The organism is Streptosporangium sp. NPDC005286 (assembly GCF_040607515.1).
Taxonomy (GTDB): Bacteria; Actinomycetota; Actinomycetes; order Streptosporangiales; family Streptosporangiaceae; genus Streptosporangium.
Genome location: NZ_JBEXGU010000003.1, coordinates 84,568 through 105,338, shown reverse-complemented (window position 1 = coordinate 105,338; position 20,771 = coordinate 84,568). Strand labels below are relative to the sequence as shown.

Below are 20,771 nucleotides of genomic sequence, written 5' to 3'. Positions count from 1 at the left end.
TTTCACCAGGGCAACGCATTTGGCGTGGTCGTTCACGATATCCGGGCTGACCTGGCCGCCCGTGTAGTGGACCTTCACTCCCCGGGTGGAACTGAGCCTGCTGTAGGAACCGCGCGGCTGGCGAGCGCCCCACTCTCGGCGAGTAACAAGATCGATGGCCACGGAACGTCTCCACTGTCTGAGTGATACTGCCCTACCGGAGCGTAATGGTTGATACGACACCGTATGGTGCTGTTAATCAACTGATCTATCGTCGTATCGTCATCTGGGAACGTTCCGGTTGGTCGTCGGGCAGCGAAACAGCCATCCCCCTGACCGCAGCCGGGCACCCTAAACCAGAAAAGCGCCCGCGGGCCTCTCCTCCCCGCGGCACCTCCCGCTCCGGGCGGGCATGGATGGCCTTGCCCTCATCGTCGCGGCCTCCTCACCCCTGATCGCCCTCGGCTTCGACACCGGCCGCGTTCCCGGCACCGTGTGGCCCAGGCCCAAGGACAACGCCCTGACCTGCACCTCGAAGGACGTTCCCGGCCTGGTCACCGAGACCGGCGACCGGGCCGGGAACCGAACACGCCCTGGCCGGTCATGATGCCGACCACGACCACCACCGCTCCCAGCGGCTGGTTCCACGTCAGCGCCTCGCCCAGGACGAGCACCCCGAGGACGACACCCACCAGCGGGGTCAGGTACGTCACCGTCGAGGCGGCCGTCGCCCCCCAACGGGCGATGACCGTGGTGTTCCAGATGTAGGCGAGCCCCGTGCCCAGGATGCCCAGGGCGGCCATGCTCGCCACGACGGGCAGGTCCAGGCGCACGGGACCGCCTGCCAGCAGCGGGCTCAGCGCGAGCATGACCAGGGCCGCCACGCTGATCTGGGCGGCGGCGATCGTGGGGGCGTCGTAGCCGTAGGAGACCACGAAGCGCCGCGTGTAGGCGAAGGCCAGGCCGTAGCAGAACGTCGCCCCCAGGCAGGCCGCCTGCGCCCACCCGGGGCCGGCGGCCCCGGTCAGGTTCCACGGGGCCAGGACGACGACGACACCGGCCGCACCCAGCAGCAGACCGAGCACCCCCGCCGCCCCCAGGCGCTCCTGCCGGAGCGCGGCCAGGGTCACGAACATCGTCATCAGCGGCGTCGTGGCGTTGTAGATGCTGGAGAGTCCCGAGGGGATGTACTGCCCGGCCCAGGCGAACAGCAGGAACGGCACCACGCACAGCAGCAGTGCGACCACCCCCAGATGCGCCCAGAGCCTCGCCTGCCTCGGCCACCGCCGGCGGGTGACCAACATGATCACGTTGAGCGTGAGCGCTCCCAGCGCGAGACGGCCCAGCACCGTCTGAACGGGAGACAGCCCGGTGAGAGCGACCTTGATGAACAGGAAGCTGGCCCCCCAGGTCAGGGCCAGCGCGAGGTATTGGGCAAGCACGGACCGGCTCGCCGGGGACGGTACGGCGTCGATCGCCCGCACCTGTGGAGATGCTGAGGAGGTTCCTTCACGGGTCACCGGAGCAGTCTCACCAGGCCCAGGTCATGTGTCCAATGAGTTATCCCGGCAGTGTGATGAGATGTCCTCATGAGTGCCACGGTCGCGCAGCTCCGAGTCTTCACCGCCGTGATCACGAACGGCGGATTCGGCGTGGCCGCCGAGGAGCTGGGCATGTCCCAGTCGGCGGTCTCCCACGCGCTCGCCGCGCTCGAGCGCGCTCTCGGCGCACCGCTGGTGCTGCGGCACGGAGGCGTGGGGCCCACGGCCCTGGGGGCGACGATCCTGCCGCACGCCCAGGCGGCGCTCGCCTCGGTCGCCGCCATCGACGAGGCCGTCTCCGCACATCTGGGGCAGCACACCGGAATCGTCCGCGTCGCCGCCCCGCCCACGGTCTGCTGCGGGCTGCTCCCCCAGCTCATGCGGACGTGGCGCGCGGAGCTCCCCGGTGTCGAGGTGCAGGTCTTCGAGGGCGACGACGACGAGCTGTCCCCCTGGCTGGAGACCGGAGTCGTCGACGCCGCGATCCTCGTCGATCCGGTGCCCCCGCCTCCCGCGCATGTGGTGGTGGGCCGCGACGCCTTCCACGCGGTGGTCCGCGCCGACCACCCCCTGGCCGGTCAGGAACACATCACGATGGCCGAGCTGGTGGAGGATCCGCTGCTCGTCTCCAAGGGGGGCTGCGAGCCGCAGACCCGCATCCTGTGTTCCCTGGCGGGCGTCCCCTACGCTCCGGCCCAGCATGTGCGCGAGCTCGGCACGCTCATCGGCATGATCGCCGCGGGTATCGGCGTCTCGACGGTTCCCGACCTCGGCCGCGGTCTTCTCACCCCCGGGCTCATCATGATCCCGCTGAAGCCGTCCCTGACCCGCGCCCTCGTCCTCACCGGCCCGCTGACCCGCCCGCCGAGCCCCCTGGTCGACGCCCTGCTCCGCACCGCCCCCGAGGCTCCCGCGCCGCCGGCGGCCCCCTGAGCCGGCCCCCTTGCGAAAACCCATCGACCGGCGGACGCCCCAAGAGGATCATTACCGCCATGTCCGTACTCAAGGAGGTCCACTTCTCCCCGGAGCCCCGCCCGGTGGAGCTGCCGATGAGGATCTGGCTCGACGACGCCGACTCCGCGGTGGATGTGATCGACGCCCTCGCGCTGTCGCCGTTCGCCACCGGGGTCCAGCCGTGGTCGTGCACCGCGAACCTGGAGCGGGTCCGCCCCGACGCCTCCCTCGCCCCCTCCTCCGGGACGCTCCTCCGGGCGGCGACGGAGAAGGACGGCCGTGACTCGCGGCTGCTGTGCGGGGAGGGCTGGACGCTGCGCGTGGTCCGCCACCGCAACCGCGCCGCCACGGTCAGCGTGACCGCGGTCGACGAGGAACTGGCCCGCTCGGTGATCGACGAGATCATCAAGGACGCCGAGGAGCCCGCTCCCGAGAGCGACCACGTCGAGATGGGCTTCTGGTGGCAGGGACCCCACGGCAGCCGCCGCTCGGAGAAGCCGATCACCGCCTCCCCCTGGGCGGAGATCTCCGGCAACTACGCCAGGTCGGTCGGCGAGCGGCTGTCGCGGCTGATGTCCGTCACCGCCTCCGACGCGCACGGCAGGCTGGTCCTGCTGCACGGCCCGCCGGGCACCGGCAAGACAACGCTGCTGCGCACGCTCGCCCACGAGTGGCGGTCGTGGTGCCAGGTCGACTGCGTACTCGACCCGGAACGGCTGTTCCACTCCCCCGGCTACCTCATGGAGGTCGCGGTCGGCTTTGACGACGACGACGGTAAGCGGTGGCGGCTTCTGGTGCTGGAGGACTGCGACGAGCTGATCAGATCCGGCGCCAAGGAGGCCACGGGACAGGGCCTGTCACGCCTGCTCAACCTGACCGACGGGCTCCTCGGCCAGGGCCGTGACGTCCTGGTGGCCATCACCACCAACGAGGACCTGGCCCGTCTCCACCCGGCCGTCACCCGCCCGGGCCGCTGCCTCGCCCAGATCGAGATCGGTCCTCTCCCCTACGACGAGGCCGCCCACTGGCTCGGCGGCACCGAAGGGCTCTCTCCGGCCGGTGCGACCCTCGCCGAGCTCTTCGCGCTCCGCGACGGCGCGTTCAGCCGCACGGCCGTCCCCGAGAACACCGGCCTCTACCTCTGACCTCCCGCCGTGCGGGAGGTCAGAGGTAGACCGGCGGGCCCGGCACGTCCATCCGTAACCAGACGACGTGACAGGCCGCGGCGGCGCACCGCCCCGTCCGTCCGGGGCGAGACGGTGTGAGGCTCGGCGGCGCACGGTTCCCACCCGTGCGGAACGGAACGGGACGAGCCGCGACGACACGCCCGCCCCTGAGGGAACGGGCAATGCCCGCATCACTCTCCGGCCGTTACGCGAACAATTCGGGGAACACCGCTTGTTGGTCCGCCCGGACGATGGAACGGGCCAATGGCGGTCAAGGGGCAAACGGGGTCCGCGGCTCCCGCTCGCTCACAATGCGAGACGCCCGAAATCATGCGGTCCGCGCGGCACGCCTTGCCTCACCCGAGAGTGTCGGGACCACGCCCCAATGTGATCGACCATGTGTCGGTGACCACCTTCGAACGCATCCGGATCTAGCCGGCCGGCAAAACCGGGGACACCCGGCCCGCATTCCAGAGCGCGAGGAAGTCATTTGTCCTACGGAAATCCTGCAACACGTTCGGTGACAGACACCGGGCATGCGTGAATTGTCCGACGAACCTCCGGAGCGGGTCCCACAGCGCCCCTCCGCCGCCGTCCCCCTCCCGGCGGACCCGGTCCGCTCGCCGCTCCCTGCCGGGATCTCATCCCGGCAGCTGCCCCGACCAGCGAAAACGGGACGGAGGACACACCCGCACACCGGGAGGACAGCACGGCCGACACGATGGAGCCCTCGAAACGAACGACAGTGGAACGATGGCCCCGAACGCCCCCAAGTGGCCGAAGTCGATTTTTTCACGGCGACCAGGGTGGAAACCACCCGGAGGTCACGAAACTCCAAAGCGCTCGGACACCTCCATCCAGAAAACCCGCCGGGGCAACCGACAGATCCCGGGATACAAGACACCAAGGGGATCCCGGCGCCGCCGTCGTTTTTAATCCCTCGCCGGCGGGAAGCATTTCCCAATGACGTGGAGACGCCGGAGTTCAGCCTTGGGTAATTAACCTGAGCAAGTGGATCTCCGGCGGACAGGGTTTCCCGGCGCGACAGCGAAAGGAGAGGCTAGAGTTTTACTACCGGGGAAGAGACGCGGGAGCCATCGTCGGCCGGGTTCACAGCCGCACACTCTGGCGCCAAGATTAAGGAGTGACACAATGGCACGTCAGCAAGTCGTCACGTTCACCGATGACATCACCGGGAAGCGGGCGGACGAGACCGTCTCGTTCGGCCTGGACGGGACCGCCTACGAGATCGACCTGAGCGCGAAGAACGCCACAAAACTCCGCGAGGCCCTTAAGCCCTTCCAGTCCGCCGCCCGCAAGGCGAGCACCTCCCTGGGCCGCAAGGGCCGGGCGAAGGGTTCCGGCGGCAGCCGCGAGCGGAGCGCCGAGATCCGGGCGTGGGCGAAGTCCCACGGAATCGAGGTGAGTGAGCGCGGGCGCATCGGGGGAAAGGTCGCCGCGGCCTTCGCGGCGGGCGACCCCAGCGTGGCCAAGGCGGCGACCAAGAAGGCCCCGCAGACCACATCCGGCCAGTAGCGGCCAGGCTCCCGGCCCCTCCTGGAGGTAGCGGCGTCACAGCCGACCGGGAGTACATGAAGCGAACCTCGAGGTGCCCCTCCCGCTCCGGAGGGGTATGCACCCTTGGTCCTGTATTTGGGCCATAGTCTCCGGGGGGCGTTCTTCGATGAGTGAGGTCACACAGATCTGCTCGGACCTGATCAGATTCGACACCACCAATCCCGGCCCCGGCGAACGTCCGGCGGCCGAGCACGTCGCCACCCTGTTGTCGGAGGCCGGCATCGAACCGGTGGTGTTCGAGTCGGCCAGGCACAGGACCAGCGTGGTCGCCAGGATCCCCGGCGACTCACCCGACGCCCTGCTGATCCACGGCCATCTCGACGTGGTCCCCGCCCACGCCTCCGACTGGCAGGTTCATCCGTTCTCCGGGGAGGTCTCCGGCGGCTGCGTCTGGGGCCGGGGCGCGGTCGACATGAAGGGCACCCTGGCCATGACGCTCACCCTGGTCCGCGAGTGGGCACGGCGCGGGGTACGGCCTGGGCGGGACGTGGTGCTGGCGTTCCTCGCCGACGAGGAGGCCACCGGCGAGTACGGCGCGCGATACGCGGTGCGACACCACCGCGAGCTGTTCGACGGCTGTACCGAGGCGATCAGCGAGTCCGGCGGTTACAGCGTCGAGGCTCCCGGAGCACGGATCTACCCGGTCGCGGTGGGCGAGCGCGGCACCGCCTGGATGAGACTCACCGCGACCGGCGTCGCGGGCCACGGCTCCCGCCCGCCGGTGGACAACGCGGTGGCCGAGCTCTGCCACGCCATGTCCCGGATCGCCTCTCACCGCTGGCCGGTGCGGCTGACGCCCGAGGTGGCGACGCTGATCGAGAGCCTGTCGGACATCCTCGGCGAGCGCATCGACCTCGACCGGCTGGAGGAGGAGGCCGAACGGCTCGGCCGGATCGGCTCCCTGTTCGGGGCACAGATCCGGAACTCGGCGAACCCGACGATGCTCCAGGCGGGCTACAAGGTCAACGTGGTTCCCGGAACCGCCGTGGGCCACGTCGACGGGCGGTTCCTGCCGGGGGGCCGGGAGGAGTTCCTGGAGACGATCGACCGCCTGCTCGGCCCCCGGGTGAGGAGGGAGTTCGTCAACCTGGAGGAGGCCCCCTCCGCCCCGATGGACTCGCCCTTCTTCGAGCGGCTCGGCGCGGCCCTGGTGGCCGAGGACCCGGCGGCGCGACCGGTGCCGTACGTGATGTCCGGCGGCACGGACGCCAAGTCCTTCGCGAGGCTCGGCATCAGGGGTTACGGCTTCGCCCCGCTGATGCTCACCCCGGAACTCGACTACTTCGGCATGTTCCACGGCGTGGACGAGCGCGTTCCCGTCGAGGGCCTGGAGTTCGGCGTCCGCGTCCTGGATCGCCTCCTCGCCTCCCCCGCGGCTGGCAGCACCAATACCGGATAAAACAGGGCGCTCCCCATCACGATCGAGCCCTGCCGGGTACTTCCGAATACATGCCGGACACGGCCCGCCTGAAACTGGGGCATCATGGCTCACGTGCCGACTCTCATATACCCCTCGGTGACCGGCCGATCTCCTGACGAGACGCGAACGCTGGTGCGGCGCCATCCCACTCCCCTCGGGAATGCCATCGAACCATCCCGCGCGAGCGATGGGCGGGCATCCGGCACCGCCCCGGAAAGTGGTGCGGATCGGGAGCGTCGAGGTGAATGAGAACGGCACGGGGCTGCCCGCCTGGCACGAGGGCGGCACCCCCCCGTCGGGCACCCGGCCGGACCTGCCGGGGACGCGACCGGACTCGGCCACCGGCCTGCGTGCAGCCGACGGCAAGGTCGCTGCAAGCGCTCCACCCGATGATGACGAGGTGACGCGCGACGGAGGCGACCAGGCGATGGGCCGGACAGTGACCGAGGAGCGCAGGACCGGACTGATGGACCGCCTGCGCAAGGATCTGAGAAACCCCCTGTTCCTACAGGGCTACGCATTGATGATCAATACCGGGATCACCGCCGTGCTGGGCCTCGGCTACTGGTTCCTCGCCACGCACCTGTACACCGCCGCCGCGTTCGGTGAGGGCCAGGCCGTGATCAGCGCGATGCGGCTGTTCGCCTCTCTGACCGGGCTCGCCTTCGCGGGCGCGCTGGCCAGGTTCATCCCGGTGGCCGGCCGCCGCACCGCCGAGTTCGTCCTGCGCGGCTACGCGATCGCCGGGGCCACCGGCCTGGTGGCGGCGTTGGGGTTCCTGCTGACGTTGCCGGTGTGGGGGGCGGTCTACGCCGACCTCGCCGGGTTCGGCCCCGGACTGTTCTTCCTCGTCTCGGTTCTCGTCTGGACGATCTTCACCCTCCAGGACGTGACCCTGGCCGGGCTGCGCAAGGCCGTCTGGGTGCCGGTCAACAGCCTGGCGTTCGGCCTGGTCAAAATGGGCATGCTCGCCGCGCTCGCGGTCGCGCTGCCGGAGGGCGGCCTCTTCGGCGGGATCTTCGTCTCGTGGATCGTGCCGACGGCCATGGCGCTGATCCCGATCAGCTGGTTCATCTTCGGCGTCATCATCCCCAAGCACGTCAAGAACACCGAGGAGAGCGCCGCGAACCCGCCGCGCCTGCGCGAGGTGGGGCGTTTCCTGGCCGGAGACTTCCCCGGCGCGTTCTCCATCCTGCTGATCCTCTATCTGGTCCCGGTCATCATCGCGGGCTGGCTCGACGACGCGCCGACGTTCGGCTACTTCTCGATAGCCCACACGCTGGGCTCCATGATCGGGCTGCTGGCGGCCAACATGGCGGTGTCTCTGACGGTCGAGGGGTCCTTCAACGCCGCCCGGCTGGCGCAGAGCGTGCGCAACGCGCTGCGCCGCACCTTCCTGATCGTCGGACCGGTCATCACGGTGGTCGTGGTCGGCGCGCCCCTGATCCTGAGCGTGTTCGGCCCCGGGTTCGCCGAGGCGGGCACGCCGCTGCTCCGCCTGATGGCGATCGCCGTGCTCCCCCAGACGGTGATCGAGATCTGCCTCAGCATGCTGCGCGCGCAGAGCGAGGCCCGCAAGCTCGCACTCATCCAAGTCGGAATGGCGGTGCTGGTCCTCACCTCAATCGCCCTGCTGTTCCCCCTCTTCGGGATCGCCGCGGTGGGCTACGCGATGCTCGGCAGCCAGCTCCTGGTCGCGCTACTGATCCTCCCGAACATCCGCAGAGTGATCAACCACGGCAAGGCGTCCCAGGTTGTCGCAGGTTAGGGACGGCGTGGCTCTGTTTGCAGTCTTGATCTCGCACGTGATAAACGGTCTCCAGTGACTCCTGAGCACATTGTGGCGAAGCGGACAGGCCGCCGCTGTCTTCCACTGCCCTCCAACCGTCTGGGCCTGTATCTGGCCCTGCGGCACTGGTGCAGCCCCGGCCAGCGGTTGCTGATGTCGCCGCTGTCGGCCGACGAGATCCTCTTTCTCGTGCTCGCCGCCGGGCTGCGCCCGGTCATCGCCCCGCTCTCCTCCGACGACGGCAACATCGATGCGGGCGCCGTCGACCTCGACACGGTCGACGCGGTGCTGACCACCAACCTGTACGGCCTGCCGGACCGGGTGACGGCGTTCACGGGCAAGATCCTGATCGAGGACGTCGCGCACGCGATGGAGACGAGCGTGCACGGCAGGCCGCTGGGCACCTTCGGGGTGGCGGGCGTGTTCAGCCTGTCCAAGCACGCCGGAGCGGGTTCCGGCGGGGTGATCGCGGTCGAGCACCTGGAGGACCTGCGCACCCTGGAGCGCGACCGTGACCGGCTGCTGCAGCCGGGTGCCTTCAGGAAGGAGATCCACAGCGTGCTGACCTCGGTGGGCCGGCACGCCGCGCTGCGCCTGAACATGGTCCGCCCGGCGCTGAGGGCGATGCGCGCGTTCGGCATGGAGGAGGAGCGCGAGGGCTACCGGATCGCCCCGCGCCCGGCGGATCTGGTCAGGGCGCTGGAGTACGCACCGCAGCTACCGGCGTTCGACTCCTGGGTCCAGGCCGACCTGCACGACTACCGGGCCAGGCGCGGCCACCTCTCAAGCTGGTACCAGTCGAGGCGCCTGCGGACGCTGCCCAGGCAGCGGTCGCGGCGGATCGCCGGCGTCTCGGCGCTGGCCGCGCTGCCCAGCGTGGCGCCGGCCGTCCACCGGCACCTGGATCAACCGCTGTTCCGGGTCCCGCTGCTGGTCTCGGGCCGGGACGAGGCCATCGCCGAGCTGGAGCGACACGGGGTCGCCACCGGATACCTCTACGACCCGCCGTACGACAGCTACCTGCCGGGGTTCACCAGTCCCTCGCCGGAGCCCGAGATCGCGCACTGGTGGGGCCGGCACGTGCTGCCGGTCGATCCGCTCTACGCCCACCGCGCCCTGCCGGTCGTCGAACGGCTCGTCCCGGCCATCCCACCCACCCCTCCCCGGGTTCCCCCGGTGCTGCCGAGTCCGACCGTCTCCGATATCGCTTAGTAGGTAAGTCAATATTTAGGTAGATTTACTGCATTGGGCGGCGGCAGGGGGATCGCTGCCCGGTTCCAGGACGGTTCCCGCGCTCCGTGACACACGCCACCCATGTCCATGGGCCGGTCGGATCGCGCGTGCTCCACCCCGAGGACGACGTTCAGTTCCTCAGCCCGGGCTTCGAGAAAGGATCACCTCCTCGTGAACGGTAGGTTGACGCGCACTGTAGGCACGGTCGCCGGTCACCCCGGCGCGGCGGGAGGGGCTGCATGAGGGTCAACGTCATCCGGCCGGCGGAGCTGGGCCCGGATGAGGTCGCGGCCTGGCGCGAGATGCAACGCTCCAGCGCGCACCTTGCCAACCCCTTCCTCAGCCCGGACTTCACGATCGCGATGGGTGAGGTCCACACCGAAGCGCGGGTGGCGGTGATCACCGAGTCGGACGGGCCCGTCGGGTTCTTCCCCTTCGAGCGGCACGGCGGCGGGGTGGGCGCCGCCCTGGGCGGATGGGTCTCGCTCTCCCAGGGCGTGGTCCACGTGCCCGGCGCCGAATTCGACTCCAACACCCTGCTCAAGGAGTGCGGGCTGAGCGTGTGGGAGTTCGGCTGCATGGTCGATCACCAGCCCTGGTTCCAGCCGTTCGAGACGCTCAGGCAGGAGGCCGTGGTCCTCGACTTCACCGACGGCTACCCGGCCTTCCTCGACGAGCTGCGCGAACGCTCTCCGAAGTTCGTCAAGAGCACCCTGTACAAGAAACGGAAGCTGGGCCGCGACACGGGCGAGATCACCTCCGAGTTCGCGGTGCGCGACGCGGAGCAGTTCCGGCTGCTGCGGGAGTGGAAATCGGCCCAGTACCAGCGGATGGGCCGCCCCGACCGCTTCGCCAAGTCATGGGTCGTGGAGCTGACCGAGCGCCTGCACGCCGTCGACACCCCCGACTTCGCCGGGCCGCTGTCCATGCTGTACGCGGACGGCAGGCCCGTCGCGGGCCACTTCGGGCTGCGCACCGGCACGATGATGATCGGCTGGTTCCCCGCGTACGACCCCGACTACGCCAAGTACTCCCCCGGCCTGATCCAGCACCTGCATATGGTCGAGGCCGCCGCGAAGATCGGTGTCAGCTCGCTGGACCTCGGCATCAGTAACGGCTCGGAGTACAAGGACGCACTGTGCAGCAGGACGGTTCCAGTCACCGAGGGCATCGCGCGCCGCCGTTCGGCCGGCGCGGCGGCGCACTGGCTACGCACCACACCGGTCCGCCGCGTGCGGCGGTTCATCCTTGACAGCCCGGCCCTGTACGGCGCCGCCGACAGGGCCATGAAACGGTACGGGCGGCTGCGCACCCGGGGGAAGGCCCAGTGAGCGGGCAGAACGGCGGCCGCGAGCTTGAGGCGGCCATGCGAGACCGGATCGGCCAGGAGTGCCTGCACGTGCCCTCCGCCAGGTTCGGTCTGCTCCTGGCGCTGCGTCACTGGTTCGAACGCGGCGACCGGGTGCTCATCTCACCGACGAACTGCGAGACCGTGCTGTTCGTCGTGCTGGCCGCCGGGCTGGAACCGGTGATGGCGCCGGTCTCCTGGCGCGACGGCAACATCGACGTCCCCAACATCGACTGGAGCGGCCTGGCCGGTGTCGTCACCACGCACCTGTACGGCCAGCCCGACCGGGTGACCGAGCTGCGGGCCGAGTGCGACCGGCGCGGCGTGATCCTCCTCGACGACGCGGCACACGCCATGCAGACGACGGTGGACGGCCGCCCCGCGGGCACGTTCGGCACCGCCGGGGTGTTCAGCCTCGCCAAGCACGGACGGGCGATGTCCGGCGGGTTCCTCACCGCGCGGGACCCGGCCGCGCTGCCCGAGCTGGCCCGGGCCAGGGACGAGTCGCTGCTCCCCGGCGGGGCGCGCGCCCAGCTGCTCGGCACGCTGCGGCCCGTGCTGCGCGAGACGATCTACCGCACCGGGCTGGTCCGGCCGATGTGGCACGCCCTTAAAGCGCTCGGCCTCGTCCAGTGGACCGGCCACCGCTGCCCGCCCCGCGAGAAGGAACTGCGCGCGGCCCTCGCCGGCGATCCGGTAGACCTGCGCGCCATGGACCACTGGCTGCGGATCGACCTCGACGACTGGCGGATCCGCCAGGGGCCGCTGCTCCGCCGCTACCAGCGCTCCCGCTTCCGGGTGATCGACCGCGAGCGCGACCGGCGGGTGGCCGGGGTCGAACTGCTGCGTACCCTGCCCTGGGCGGCCGAGGGTGTCCGCGACGCGGCGCCGCAGCCGCTGCTGCGGGTGCCCCTGCTGGTCGAGAACCGCGACGAGGTGGTCGCCCGGCTGGAGAGCCGGGGCGTGGTGCCCGGCTTCATCTACGACCCTCCGCTGGACGACTACCTGGAACTGGTGCCCGAGGGGCCGTCCTCGGAGATCGCCCGCTGGTGGACCGGCCACGTCCTGCCCGTCGATCCGCTCCGCGCCACCCGCATGGCCGGCTTGCTGACCGAACTCGACGTCCGCCCCGCCACGCGCCCGTTCACGGCGTCGCAACAGCCCGCCTGAGCAGGTCGCGAGCCTCCTCCCTCGGGGGGAGCCGGGGGTCTCCACGATGCGGGCGGCCAGCAGGGTGCCGAGGGCGGCTGCGCCGCCGGGGGAGCCGCCGGACAGGCGGGCGGCGAGATAGCCGCCGAGGAACGCGTCGCCGGCGCCGACGGGATCCCGCACGACCCGGGCGGCGCCGGCCAGGTCGCCCTGCGTCATCTCGGCTCCTACCTGGTCTACGACCCGGCCGACGGCTCCTTCCGCGACGTGACCGGTGCCGTACGGACAGTGCCCGTCACCCCCGGAGCGGGCGAGCCCATAGGGGTCATCGGCTGACGCGAGGGCATCCCGGCGGGGTGCCCCTCGCGGCGACCGGCCGAGCCCCGAACTCTCACCTGGCGCCGGCCAGGCTGCCCGCGCGCACCCCGGCCAGTTCGAGCACCAGCTCGAACCAGACCTTGTTGGCCCCCGCCTCCCTGACCAGGCCCCAGCGGTGGGCCAGGGCCTCCAGCAGGGGCAGGCCGCGGCCCCCCGTCGCGTCCGCCGAGGCGTGGCAGACGCAGGGAGCCTGTGAGGAGCCCTCGTCCTGGACGCAGACCCGCACGCCCGTCGCCGAGTAGGCCACGGTGACCGTGAACGCCCCACCGTCCCCGGACCGGGAGTGGATCACCGCGTTGGTGGCGATCTCACTGGTCAGCAGGACACAGTCGTCGTGGAGGGGATGGTCTCGCCCCAGGGTCATCGAGACCAGGCGGCGGGCTCTGACCACCTGGTCCGGGGAACCCGCAAGGCGGAGAACCCATTCGCTTCCGTCGTGCTCCGACGAGTCCATATGTCCCCTCCGATACCGTTCCTGCCTTTGGGAAGACGCGGAGCTCGGAAGGGAAGATGTCTCGGAAAAGTAGGAATGCGATCACTTACCGGATAGACAGGTGGGGCTTGCCAGACGGGCCTTCAGCTGCATGCCCGCACCTGCCGTACCGTGCGGTTTCACCCGTCACATCCGGTGCCAGCGGGCCTCGAAGAAACAGTAGACCGCGAACAGCAGCAGGCCGATCGCGACGACCCCGAGCAGCCACGGACCGGCCGGGGTGTCGGCCAGCGAGCGCAGCGTCGAGTCGATGCCCTTGGCCTTGTCGGGGTCGTAGGTGATCGCGGCCTGGATGACGAAGACACCGGCGACCGCGGCGATCACACCGCGGGCGAGGTAGCCGGCCATGCCGAGTTTCTCGGCGAGGTCACGCGCCTTCGGCGGCATCTCGCCGGTGCGCAGGTCCTGGAGGAACCTCTTCTTCCAGCCCTTGTGGATCCAGTAGGCCCCCAGGGCGATAACCCCCAGACCGACCAGGCCCACGATGAACTGCCCGGCGGGCAGCTCCATCAGCTTGGCCGTGAGGTCCTTGGACTGACTGTCCGTTGAGCTTCCCGAGTCTCCGCGCAGCACGACACCGAGCAGCGTGGCCACGATCAGCCCGTAGACCACCGCGCGCGCCGCCGACTCCACCCGGTCCTTGGTCTGTCCCCGGCCGATGACGGCCTCCGACAGCTGCCAGAGGACCAGGGCCGTGAAACCGACGACCATGAGCCAGAGCAGCGCCATGCCGAACGGCTGCTCGGCCACCGTCTCGATGGCCCCGGTCTTGTCGGCCTCCTTACCACCGCTTCCACCGCCGAAGGCGATCTGCAAGGCCAGAAAACCAATCAGCCCGTAGAGGACTCCCCTGCAGGCCATACCGACCCGTGCCAACCTGTCCAGCGTCTGACTGTTGGCCGCTCTGTGAGCGGCACCTGCCACCTGAGTCTGAGGGCTGTTCATGGCTATGCGCACTAACCCGCGGACGGCCGGATAAACCTTACTGCTCGGGCATGGCGTCCAGCCTGCGCAGGATGACCCCCTCGCGCAGCGCCCACGGGCACACCTCCAGCTGGGCCACGCCGAACAGGTCCATGGTGGCGTCGGCGACGATGGCTCCGGCGGGCAGTTGCGGCGCCCGCCCCTCCGACACCCCGGGCAGCTCGGCCCTCTCCCCCGTGCTCATCCTGGCCAGCCGGTCGGTCCACCCGACCAGGTCCGCATGCCCGAGCACCCGGCGTACGTTCGCCCCCTCGTGCGAGGGCGCCGCGCCGGCGATCCTCGCGAGCTGCCTGAACGTCTTGGACGTCGCCACCGCGTGATCGGCCTGGCCGTACCGCGACACCTTGCCCACCACGCGGGCGATCTCGGCCCGCACGTACCTGCGCAGTGCCCGCACCTCGTCGGCCGGCGGCGGGTCGGCGGTGAAGCGGTCGCGGGTGAGACGGCCGGCCCCCAGCGGCAGCGACACCGCCACGTCGGGCTGCTCGTCGATCCCCGAGGCGATCTCCAGCGACCCGCCGCCGATGTCCAGCACCAGCAGCCGCCCGGAGGACCACCCGAACCAGCGGCGCACCGCCAGGAACGTCAACCTCGCCTCGTCCTGGCCGGACAGCACCTCGATGTCGACCTGCGTGTCGGCCTTGATCCCGGTGAGGACCTCCTCACCGTTCACCGACTCCCTGATCGCGGAGGTCGCGAAGGCCATGAGGTCCTCGACCCCCTTGTCCTCGGCGATCCGCAGCGCCTCCTCGACGAACTCCCGCAACCGCGTCGCGCCCTGTGCCGACAGGCGGTTGCCCTCGTCCATGTGCTCGGAGAGCCTCAGCTCCTCCTTGTGGGAGTACGCTGGCAGCGGCCGGGCCCCCCGATGTGCGTCCATCACCAGCAGGTGGACCGTGTTGGAACCGATGTCGAGAACGCCCAGTCGCATGGGATGAAGCTACTACCCCTCGAAGCCTCGCCCGCCGGGGGTTCGTACATGAACACTCACCGCGTATCCACCGCCGTCGTAGGGTGCGCCGTCCCATGTCGCCAGGCGCCGCAGCGGGGCGAGCCCCGAGGCCTGGCACCAGGCGTCGTAGTCGGCCAGGGTGACCGTGGCGGAGGCGAGTGGGAGGTGCGCGGCGTCCAGCCCGAACCCGCTCACCAGCAGCCCGCCGGGGCGCAGCAGTGCCGCGAGCCCGGCGACGGTCCGCGCCTCGGTCCCGGGGGCCAGCAGGGGGATGACGTTGCCCGCGGCGACGACCATGTCGAAGCGCTCGCCCTGCCCACGCCGCTCGCCGGACACGGCCCGTTCCGCGAACTCCGCGGAGCCGCCGAGGTCACCGAGGTCACCGAGGTCGCTGAGGTCGGCCAGGATCCAGGGCAGCTCCGGCGCGGTCCGCCGGGCGACCTCCAGCATGGACGCGTCGAGGTCGACGCCCACGCAGTCGTATCCCAGCTCCGCCAGCCGGATCGCCACCCGCCCGGTGCCGCACCCGGCGTCCAGCACCCGCGCGCCCGGCGGCAGCAGCCCCGCGCACAACCGCGCCTCACCGTGCGTGTCCGCCCCCGACTCGGCCAGCCTGGCGAACCTCGCCGCGTACCGCTCCCCGGCGTCATCTCCCGCGATGTCCGCCCAGCGGCTTCTCTGTTCCATCGGATCAGGGTCCCATCCCCCGTGGGAGCCGCTCACAGCGGCCAGGCCGAACATGGGCCCGCGAAGGCGTTCGTGGATTCGTGGATACCACCACACGCCACCTGTCCATAGGGCTGTCCGGATGCGGCCACTATAAGAAATAGATCTTGTCAATATGGGCGATTACTGCGAATACTTGCGATTTGTTCTTATTCGCGAGAGAGGCCTGTAATGAAGCGCGTTATCGTTCACAAACCTGGCACCGTCACGCTCAGTGGTACCGCAAGTGCCAAGCATGTCGGCTGAGACGAATCGCAGCACCGGCGTCCAGCAGTGGGCGCCGGCCCCCAGCACAACATAGCCATATATCATCGAATATCATCTAAATCGACTTAGAGGAGTCCGGTGAGTCGGGGAGCCCAACCGCCAGAAAGCCCGTCTCTTCCCGTGCCGCCACCGCTCGTGGTGGACGCTGACCGGTACCTGCGCGGACCCTACACCGCGGGAGGCGCGCTCGTCGCCGCCCTGGTGCCCACGGCCCGGCCCGAGCTCGTCGCCCGCTACGACATCGAGCTGCGCGCGGCGGCCCCCGACCTGCAGGACCTGGTTCCCGACCGGCGCCGCTCCGTGGCCGCGAGCCTGCCCAGCGCGGAGCGGATCCTGGTGCACGCGCCGCGGCGCACGCTGCGCCTGGCTAACGGCCTGGCCGAGTTCGTCCGCGAGCACCTGGCCGAAACCGGCCCACGGACGCTGGTCGTCGAGAACGTCGACCGGGCCGACCCCACCGACCTAGAACTCCTGACGGTACTGCGGCGCCGCGTCCCCGCGGAGTCGCTGACCGTGGTGACCCGCCGGGGGACCACCGTCGAGGACCAGCTCAGCGAGGAGGAGCACGGCGCCCTCGCCGACGAGCTGGAGCGGGAGGGGACGATCGGCCCGCGGCTTGGAGCGGTCCCCTACCACCGCGAGCGCGGCGGCGACACGTCGAAGGCGCTGGAGGCGTTCCTGTTCGCGGTGCAGTGGTGCCTGGATGCGGGCTGCCATGACGCCGTGGTGGATCTCGGCAGGCGCGCCCTGCGCCTCGCCGACCCCGAAGGCGACACCGGGACCTGGTGGCGGCTCCTGCACAGCACCGCGACCGCGCTGGCCGCGCTGGGCAGGGGGGACGAGTCCGAGGACCTGTTCGACCTGGCCAGGCGGGAGAGCATCTCCCCCGCCGTCCACGCCTCGGTCGCCTACGCCACCGGAATGCTGAAGGTACGCCACCATGACCAGGCCCGGCGCGATCCGGATGCCGCGCTCGCGCTGGTGAACCAGGCGATCGCCATCTCCTCGCTGCTGCCCGACCCGCGCGAGCGGGCGTTCAAGCTGGGGTTCGACCTCAACGGCCGGGCACTGGTGGAGGTACGGCGAGGCCGCCCCGCCAAGGCACTGGAGCTGGTCTCCGAGGCCGTCGCCCTGGCCGACCGCGACCTGCGTCCCGGCGAGCACCCGATACACCGGCTGGTGCTGCTGGCCAACAGGGCGCAGCTCACCGTGATGCTGGGCCGCCCCGAGGAGGCACTGGAGGATCTGGACGCGGTGATCGCAGCCGACCCCGTCTACCCCGACTACTACATCGACCGGGGCAACCTGCTGCACCGGCTGGGCCGGATGGACGCGGCGATCAACGACTACGAGACGGCCATGCGGGTCGGCCCGCCCTTCCCCGAGCCCTACTACAACCGGGCCGAGATCCGCTTCTCCAGGGGCGACCACCGGGGTGCGCTCAGCGACCTGGACCACGCGCTGGAGCTGGACCCGGAGTTCGTGGACGGCCTGGCCAACCGGGCCGGGCTGCTGGCCGCCCTCGGTGAGTACGGCAAGGCCAGGGCGGACGCGGAGGCCGGGCTCGCCATCGATCCGGCCAACCCGTACCTGCTGTGCGCGCTGGGCCAGGTGGAGACGGCGGAGGGGCGCTACGACAGGGCGCGTACCGCCTTCGACAGGGCGCTGGAGCTCGCCCCCTCGCTGGCGGCCGCCTGGGCGAACCGAGGACTGCTGGCGTTCGAGACCGGTGACCCCGAGGGCGCCGTCGCGGACTTCACCCGGGCTCTCGAACCCGGAGCGGACCCCGCGCTGCTGTTCAACCGGGCGATGGCGCTGCGTGCCGCCGGGCGGGAGACGGAGGCGGTCGCCGACCTCACCCGGGCGCTGGAACTGGCGCCGGACGACGAGGACATCAGGCGCGAGCTGAAATCCTGACCCCACCGGACCGCCGCCCGCGGCGACGGAGACGAAGGCGGCCGGAAAACACCCCGGATTCGGCGAAGCGGGTCGGAAAACAGGGGCCGGGAAGACGGAATCCCTTCGCGAAAATCTCATTATCGGATTACGCGTTACACGCACGGTGATGTGGACGCCGGCGCGTATTCGCCATCACGGACCCGTCGCGCCCCAGGGGTGGGTAGGGACGATTTCCCGATGCGCGATCACGGCGCGCCACTTTGCCGAACGGCCCCTACGGGAACGCCGTGGGTACCACGGGACGGACCGGGTCAGCGGAGCGAGCCGCCGAGATAGCGCTCGGCCAGCTCGCAGGTGCCCTCGGTGTAACCGGAGCCCAGCTCGGTGGCGATGTCCGCGCCGGTATGGGTACCGATCCAGGCGACCAGCAGCAGGCGGCGGAACATGACGAACGTCCAGATCTCCGCCTCGTCCTCGGCCGGAAGGTCCAGGACGGTCCGGTAACCCCGCACCCACGCGTCGACCAGTTCGGGAACCTCGGGGAGATGCTCGATGAAGCTGACCGCCGCGGCCAGGTCGTAGAGGTGCCAGCCGAAGCCGCAGTCGTCGAAGTCGATGACGCTGGGCGGTCCCTCACCCGCCACGAGCAGGTTCGCGGAACGCAGGTCGGCGTGGATCAGGCCGTAGCGCTCCGGCCCCCGGCCGAAGCGGTGGAGCCGCTCGCGCAGTTCCTTGTCCAGCCGCCCCAGCACGGTCCGCGCCTCGGCCCCCATGCCCAGGCCGTCCTGCCAGCGGCCCCACCGCGCCCCGGCGCCGAGGGCCGCCTCGTAGTCCCAGTGGAAGCGGGTGAACCACTCGGGCCGTGACCAGCGGCGCGCGTGCCGGTGCATCCGCGCCGTGAGCGCGCCGAGCCGCTCGAAACCGGGCACCGGGTTCTCCAGGGACGGCTCGGCACCGGGCAGCAACTCGAACATGACGCACTCTCGGGGCTCCGCGCCGGGGACGGTCAGCACCCGGGAACCGCCGGGAGCCTGGAGCACCCGGGGGGTGCGGATCCCCTCCTGCTCGCGGAGCGCCTCCAGCCAGGCCAGCTCGGACAGGATCGCCGGGACGGAGTGGTAGCCGAGGCGGTGCACCCGCAGGATGGAGCGCCTCCCCGTGGCCGGGTCGTCCACCCGGTACGTGGCGTTCTCCGACACGTTGATCAGCGTGACCTCGGCGTCGGGCAGGCCGTGGATCCGCGCCGCCGCACGTGCCACGTCATGCGCACGGGCCAGCACGCCGCCCCCGGCGGACAGGTCGTGGGCCCGCATCGGTTCCTCCAGCTCGGTCGCACAGGGCGCCAGATCCTATCCGAGATCCGACATCGCCTGCCCGGCTGCGCGGTCCAGGTCGCCCCGGTCCTGGTCACGTACGACGTGCCCCGTCGAAGGCCCGGGGCCGGGAAACCTGATGCGGATCTTGGACTCCCGCTGCGGAAGGCGCTCCCAGTCATCCATGAGGGTCGCCTGGAGGCCGCATCCGGCGGCCAGGTCGAGCAGGGTCTCGGTCCGGTAGTAGAAGGTCTCGCCCAGGACCTGGTGCTCCCTGCCCTCGGTGCGCTCGAAGGTGAAGTCGAACCAGCCCCCCGGCCTCACGATCCGGCCGACGTTTTGCAGGCACTCCTCGATCACCTGCGGCGGGGAGTGGGAGAAGACGCCGTGGGCGTGGACGACGTCGAACGCCCCGCCGGGCAGCGCGGCGAAGCGCAGGTCGGCGACCGGCAGAAGATGGGGGAGTTTGTCGCGCAGGTCGTAGGTGACCAGGGTCTCCTGGGCGGCGATCAGGATCTCCGGGGAGATGTCGAGACCGTAGTAGTTTCCGGTGTCGAGGTAGCCGATGAACAGGCGCCCGGCCCGCAGGTTGCCGCAGCCGATCTCCAGCATGCGGTGCTCGGGTTTCAGACCGTGCCGCACCAGATAGTCGAACTGCGCCTTCCCCAGGGCGACCCAGCGCCGGTAGGACCTACTGCCCACGGCCCCGCGAGGACTGCGCGCGGTCTCGGACCTCATGACGGCCCGGTAGTAGGCGACGTGGTCGCGGGTGCTCAGGCGCAGCCACGTGTTCCTGGTCACCCGTCGCAGGTGCCGGGGGACTCTTCCCGGATGGCCGAGGGCATGCCTGAGCCGGTGAACGATGCGCGCGCGGCTGTGACCGTGCATGTCTCTCCCCCACGTCTGGACGACATCTCGATATCCCACCGGTGACGAGATCGTAGCCTGAAGTAAGATGAACGTCACTCTTGGTAAGTGTCGTCGGAATGTCGCCTCGTGGTCTCTCCCGTCTCACCGGGCGACGGTCCCGGCCCGTGCCGGTCCTCCGGAAGGCTCGCGTAAGCGTCGGATCGTTATGACACCTCGGATCGCCCGACCGGCGACGCCCGCACACCCGGCGGTCGGAGCCGGCGGTCTTCGAAACGGTGAGGAGCCCGGTGAACCTGGAACTCGCGCTGCGCATGTGTGAGGCCGCGGTGCGGCAGGCCGTGCGGGAGGGGGCGCTCATCTCGGTCGCGGTGGTCGACGCGGGCGGGCATCTGGTGGCGTTCCAGCGGATGGACGGCGCGCGGATCTCCGGCCCCGTCCTCGCCTCCGGCAAGGCCCACACCGCGGTGGCCCACCACATGCCGACCGCCGACCTCGCGCCGCTGGTCCTGCCGGGAGGTGAACTGCACGGGCTGGCCGGCGACCGGTACGTGTGCTTCGGCGGCGGCATCCCGCTCGGGGAGCCCGGCAACGGCCGCGGGGTGGTGGGCGCGGTCGGCGTCAGCGGCGGCACCATCGGCCAGGACGTGGCATGCGCCGAGGCCGCCGCCGCCCTCTGGGAAGGGTCATAGCGGGATATATTCGGAGACCTACCTCATCAGCGGCTAGTGCTCC

At 70.4% G+C, this 20,771-nt stretch carries 17 protein-coding genes and 1 pseudogene; 10 read left to right on the top strand and 8 right to left on the bottom strand.

What is annotated here, in order from left to right:
• Nucleotides 1-533: 533 nt before the first annotated feature.
• The gene (locus ABZU75_RS02485) at nucleotides 534-1,463 is read right to left on the bottom strand and encodes a DMT family transporter (RefSeq protein WP_355548533.1); all 930 of its coding nucleotides are present in this window, start codon (nucleotides 1,461-1,463) and stop codon (nucleotides 534-536) included.
• A gap of 105 nt (nucleotides 1,464-1,568) precedes the next feature.
• Here ABZU75_RS02485 and ABZU75_RS02480 point away from each other — a divergent pair, with 105 nt between their 5' ends.
• From ABZU75_RS02480 to ABZU75_RS02445, 8 genes are all read left to right on the top strand, one after another.
• On the top strand, nucleotides 1,569-2,453 hold the full coding sequence (locus ABZU75_RS02480; RefSeq protein WP_355548530.1) for a LysR family transcriptional regulator: 885 nt from the start codon (nucleotides 1,569-1,571) through the stop codon (nucleotides 2,451-2,453).
• Between the two features lie 59 nt (nucleotides 2,454-2,512).
• Nucleotides 2,513-3,619 (top strand): DUF5925 domain-containing protein, encoded by a 1,107-nt coding sequence (locus tag ABZU75_RS02475; RefSeq protein ID WP_355548527.1) that lies wholly within the window; start codon nucleotides 2,513-2,515, stop codon nucleotides 3,617-3,619.
• Between the two features lie 1,173 nt (nucleotides 3,620-4,792).
• Nucleotides 4,793-5,176 carry an Lsr2 family protein gene (locus ABZU75_RS02470; protein ID WP_355548525.1) on the top strand — a complete coding sequence of 128 codons (384 nt, stop codon included), beginning with the start codon at nucleotides 4,793-4,795 and terminating at the stop codon, nucleotides 5,174-5,176.
• Between the two features lie 148 nt (nucleotides 5,177-5,324).
• Complete coding sequence (locus ABZU75_RS02465; protein WP_355548522.1) at nucleotides 5,325-6,617, top strand: M20/M25/M40 family metallo-hydrolase; 1,293 nt, start codon at nucleotides 5,325-5,327, stop codon at nucleotides 6,615-6,617.
• Between the two features lie 262 nt (nucleotides 6,618-6,879).
• The gene (locus ABZU75_RS02460; protein WP_355548519.1) at nucleotides 6,880-8,406 is read left to right on the top strand and encodes a hypothetical protein; all 1,527 of its coding nucleotides are present in this window, start codon (nucleotides 6,880-6,882) and stop codon (nucleotides 8,404-8,406) included.
• Between the two features lie 72 nt (nucleotides 8,407-8,478).
• Nucleotides 8,479-9,639 carry a DegT/DnrJ/EryC1/StrS family aminotransferase gene (locus ABZU75_RS02455; RefSeq protein ID WP_355548516.1) on the top strand — a complete coding sequence of 387 codons (1,161 nt, stop codon included), beginning with the start codon at nucleotides 8,479-8,481 and terminating at the stop codon, nucleotides 9,637-9,639.
• A gap of 260 nt (nucleotides 9,640-9,899) precedes the next feature.
• Nucleotides 9,900-10,991 (top strand): GNAT family N-acetyltransferase, encoded by a 1,092-nt coding sequence (locus ABZU75_RS02450; protein ID WP_355548513.1) that lies wholly within the window; start codon nucleotides 9,900-9,902, stop codon nucleotides 10,989-10,991.
• Nucleotides 10,988-12,178, top strand: coding sequence for a DegT/DnrJ/EryC1/StrS family aminotransferase (locus tag ABZU75_RS02445; RefSeq protein ID WP_355548510.1), 1,191 nt, complete (start codon nucleotides 10,988-10,990; stop codon nucleotides 12,176-12,178). The genes ABZU75_RS02450 and ABZU75_RS02445 overlap by 4 nt, the downstream gene beginning before the upstream one ends.
• Nucleotides 12,179-12,217: 39 nt before the next feature.
• Here ABZU75_RS02445 and ABZU75_RS02440 read toward each other — a convergent pair.
• The 5 genes and pseudogenes from ABZU75_RS02440 to ABZU75_RS02420 all read right to left on the bottom strand — a co-directional run.
• Nucleotides 12,218-12,376, bottom strand: a pseudogene (locus ABZU75_RS02440) (PfkB family carbohydrate kinase); the annotation flags it as partial.
• 172 nt (nucleotides 12,377-12,548) lie between these two features.
• Nucleotides 12,549-12,989: an ATP-binding protein gene (locus ABZU75_RS02435; protein ID WP_355548507.1), complete on the bottom strand. Its 441-nt coding sequence runs from the start codon at nucleotides 12,987-12,989 to the stop codon at nucleotides 12,549-12,551.
• Nucleotides 12,990-13,154: 165 nt separating this feature from the next.
• Nucleotides 13,155-13,904, bottom strand: a complete 750-nt coding sequence (locus ABZU75_RS02430) for a DUF1206 domain-containing protein (protein ID WP_355548504.1) — start codon at nucleotides 13,902-13,904, stop codon at nucleotides 13,155-13,157.
• 106 nt (nucleotides 13,905-14,010) lie between these two features.
• The gene (locus ABZU75_RS02425) at nucleotides 14,011-14,943 is read right to left on the bottom strand and encodes a Ppx/GppA phosphatase family protein (protein ID WP_355548501.1); all 933 of its coding nucleotides are present in this window, start codon (nucleotides 14,941-14,943) and stop codon (nucleotides 14,011-14,013) included.
• 12 nt (nucleotides 14,944-14,955) lie between these two features.
• Complete coding sequence (locus ABZU75_RS02420) at nucleotides 14,956-15,651, bottom strand: methyltransferase domain-containing protein (RefSeq protein ID WP_355548498.1); 696 nt, start codon at nucleotides 15,649-15,651, stop codon at nucleotides 14,956-14,958.
• Nucleotides 15,652-16,095: 444 nt separating this feature from the next.
• Between ABZU75_RS02420 and ABZU75_RS02415 the strand changes: the two genes are divergently transcribed.
• Entirely contained in the window at nucleotides 16,096-17,874 is a 1,779-nt protein-coding gene (locus tag ABZU75_RS02415; protein WP_355548495.1) for a tetratricopeptide repeat protein, read from the top strand.
• A 293-nt stretch (nucleotides 17,875-18,167) separates the two neighbouring features.
• On the opposite strand, the gene ABZU75_RS02410 is transcribed toward ABZU75_RS02415, so the two are convergent.
• Together ABZU75_RS02410 and ABZU75_RS02405 are read right to left on the bottom strand one after the other, a co-directional pair.
• Complete coding sequence (locus ABZU75_RS02410) at nucleotides 18,168-19,169, bottom strand: phosphotransferase (protein ID WP_355548492.1); 1,002 nt, start codon at nucleotides 19,167-19,169, stop codon at nucleotides 18,168-18,170.
• Nucleotides 19,170-19,205: 36 nt separating this feature from the next.
• Complete coding sequence (locus ABZU75_RS02405) at nucleotides 19,206-20,057, bottom strand: class I SAM-dependent methyltransferase (RefSeq protein ID WP_355548489.1); 852 nt, start codon at nucleotides 20,055-20,057, stop codon at nucleotides 19,206-19,208.
• A 269-nt stretch (nucleotides 20,058-20,326) separates the two neighbouring features.
• Between ABZU75_RS02405 and ABZU75_RS02400 the strand changes: the two genes are divergently transcribed.
• Nucleotides 20,327-20,728 carry a heme-binding protein gene (locus ABZU75_RS02400; RefSeq protein ID WP_355548486.1) on the top strand — a complete coding sequence of 134 codons (402 nt, stop codon included), beginning with the start codon at nucleotides 20,327-20,329 and terminating at the stop codon, nucleotides 20,726-20,728.
• Nucleotides 20,729-20,771: the final 43 nt, after the last annotated feature.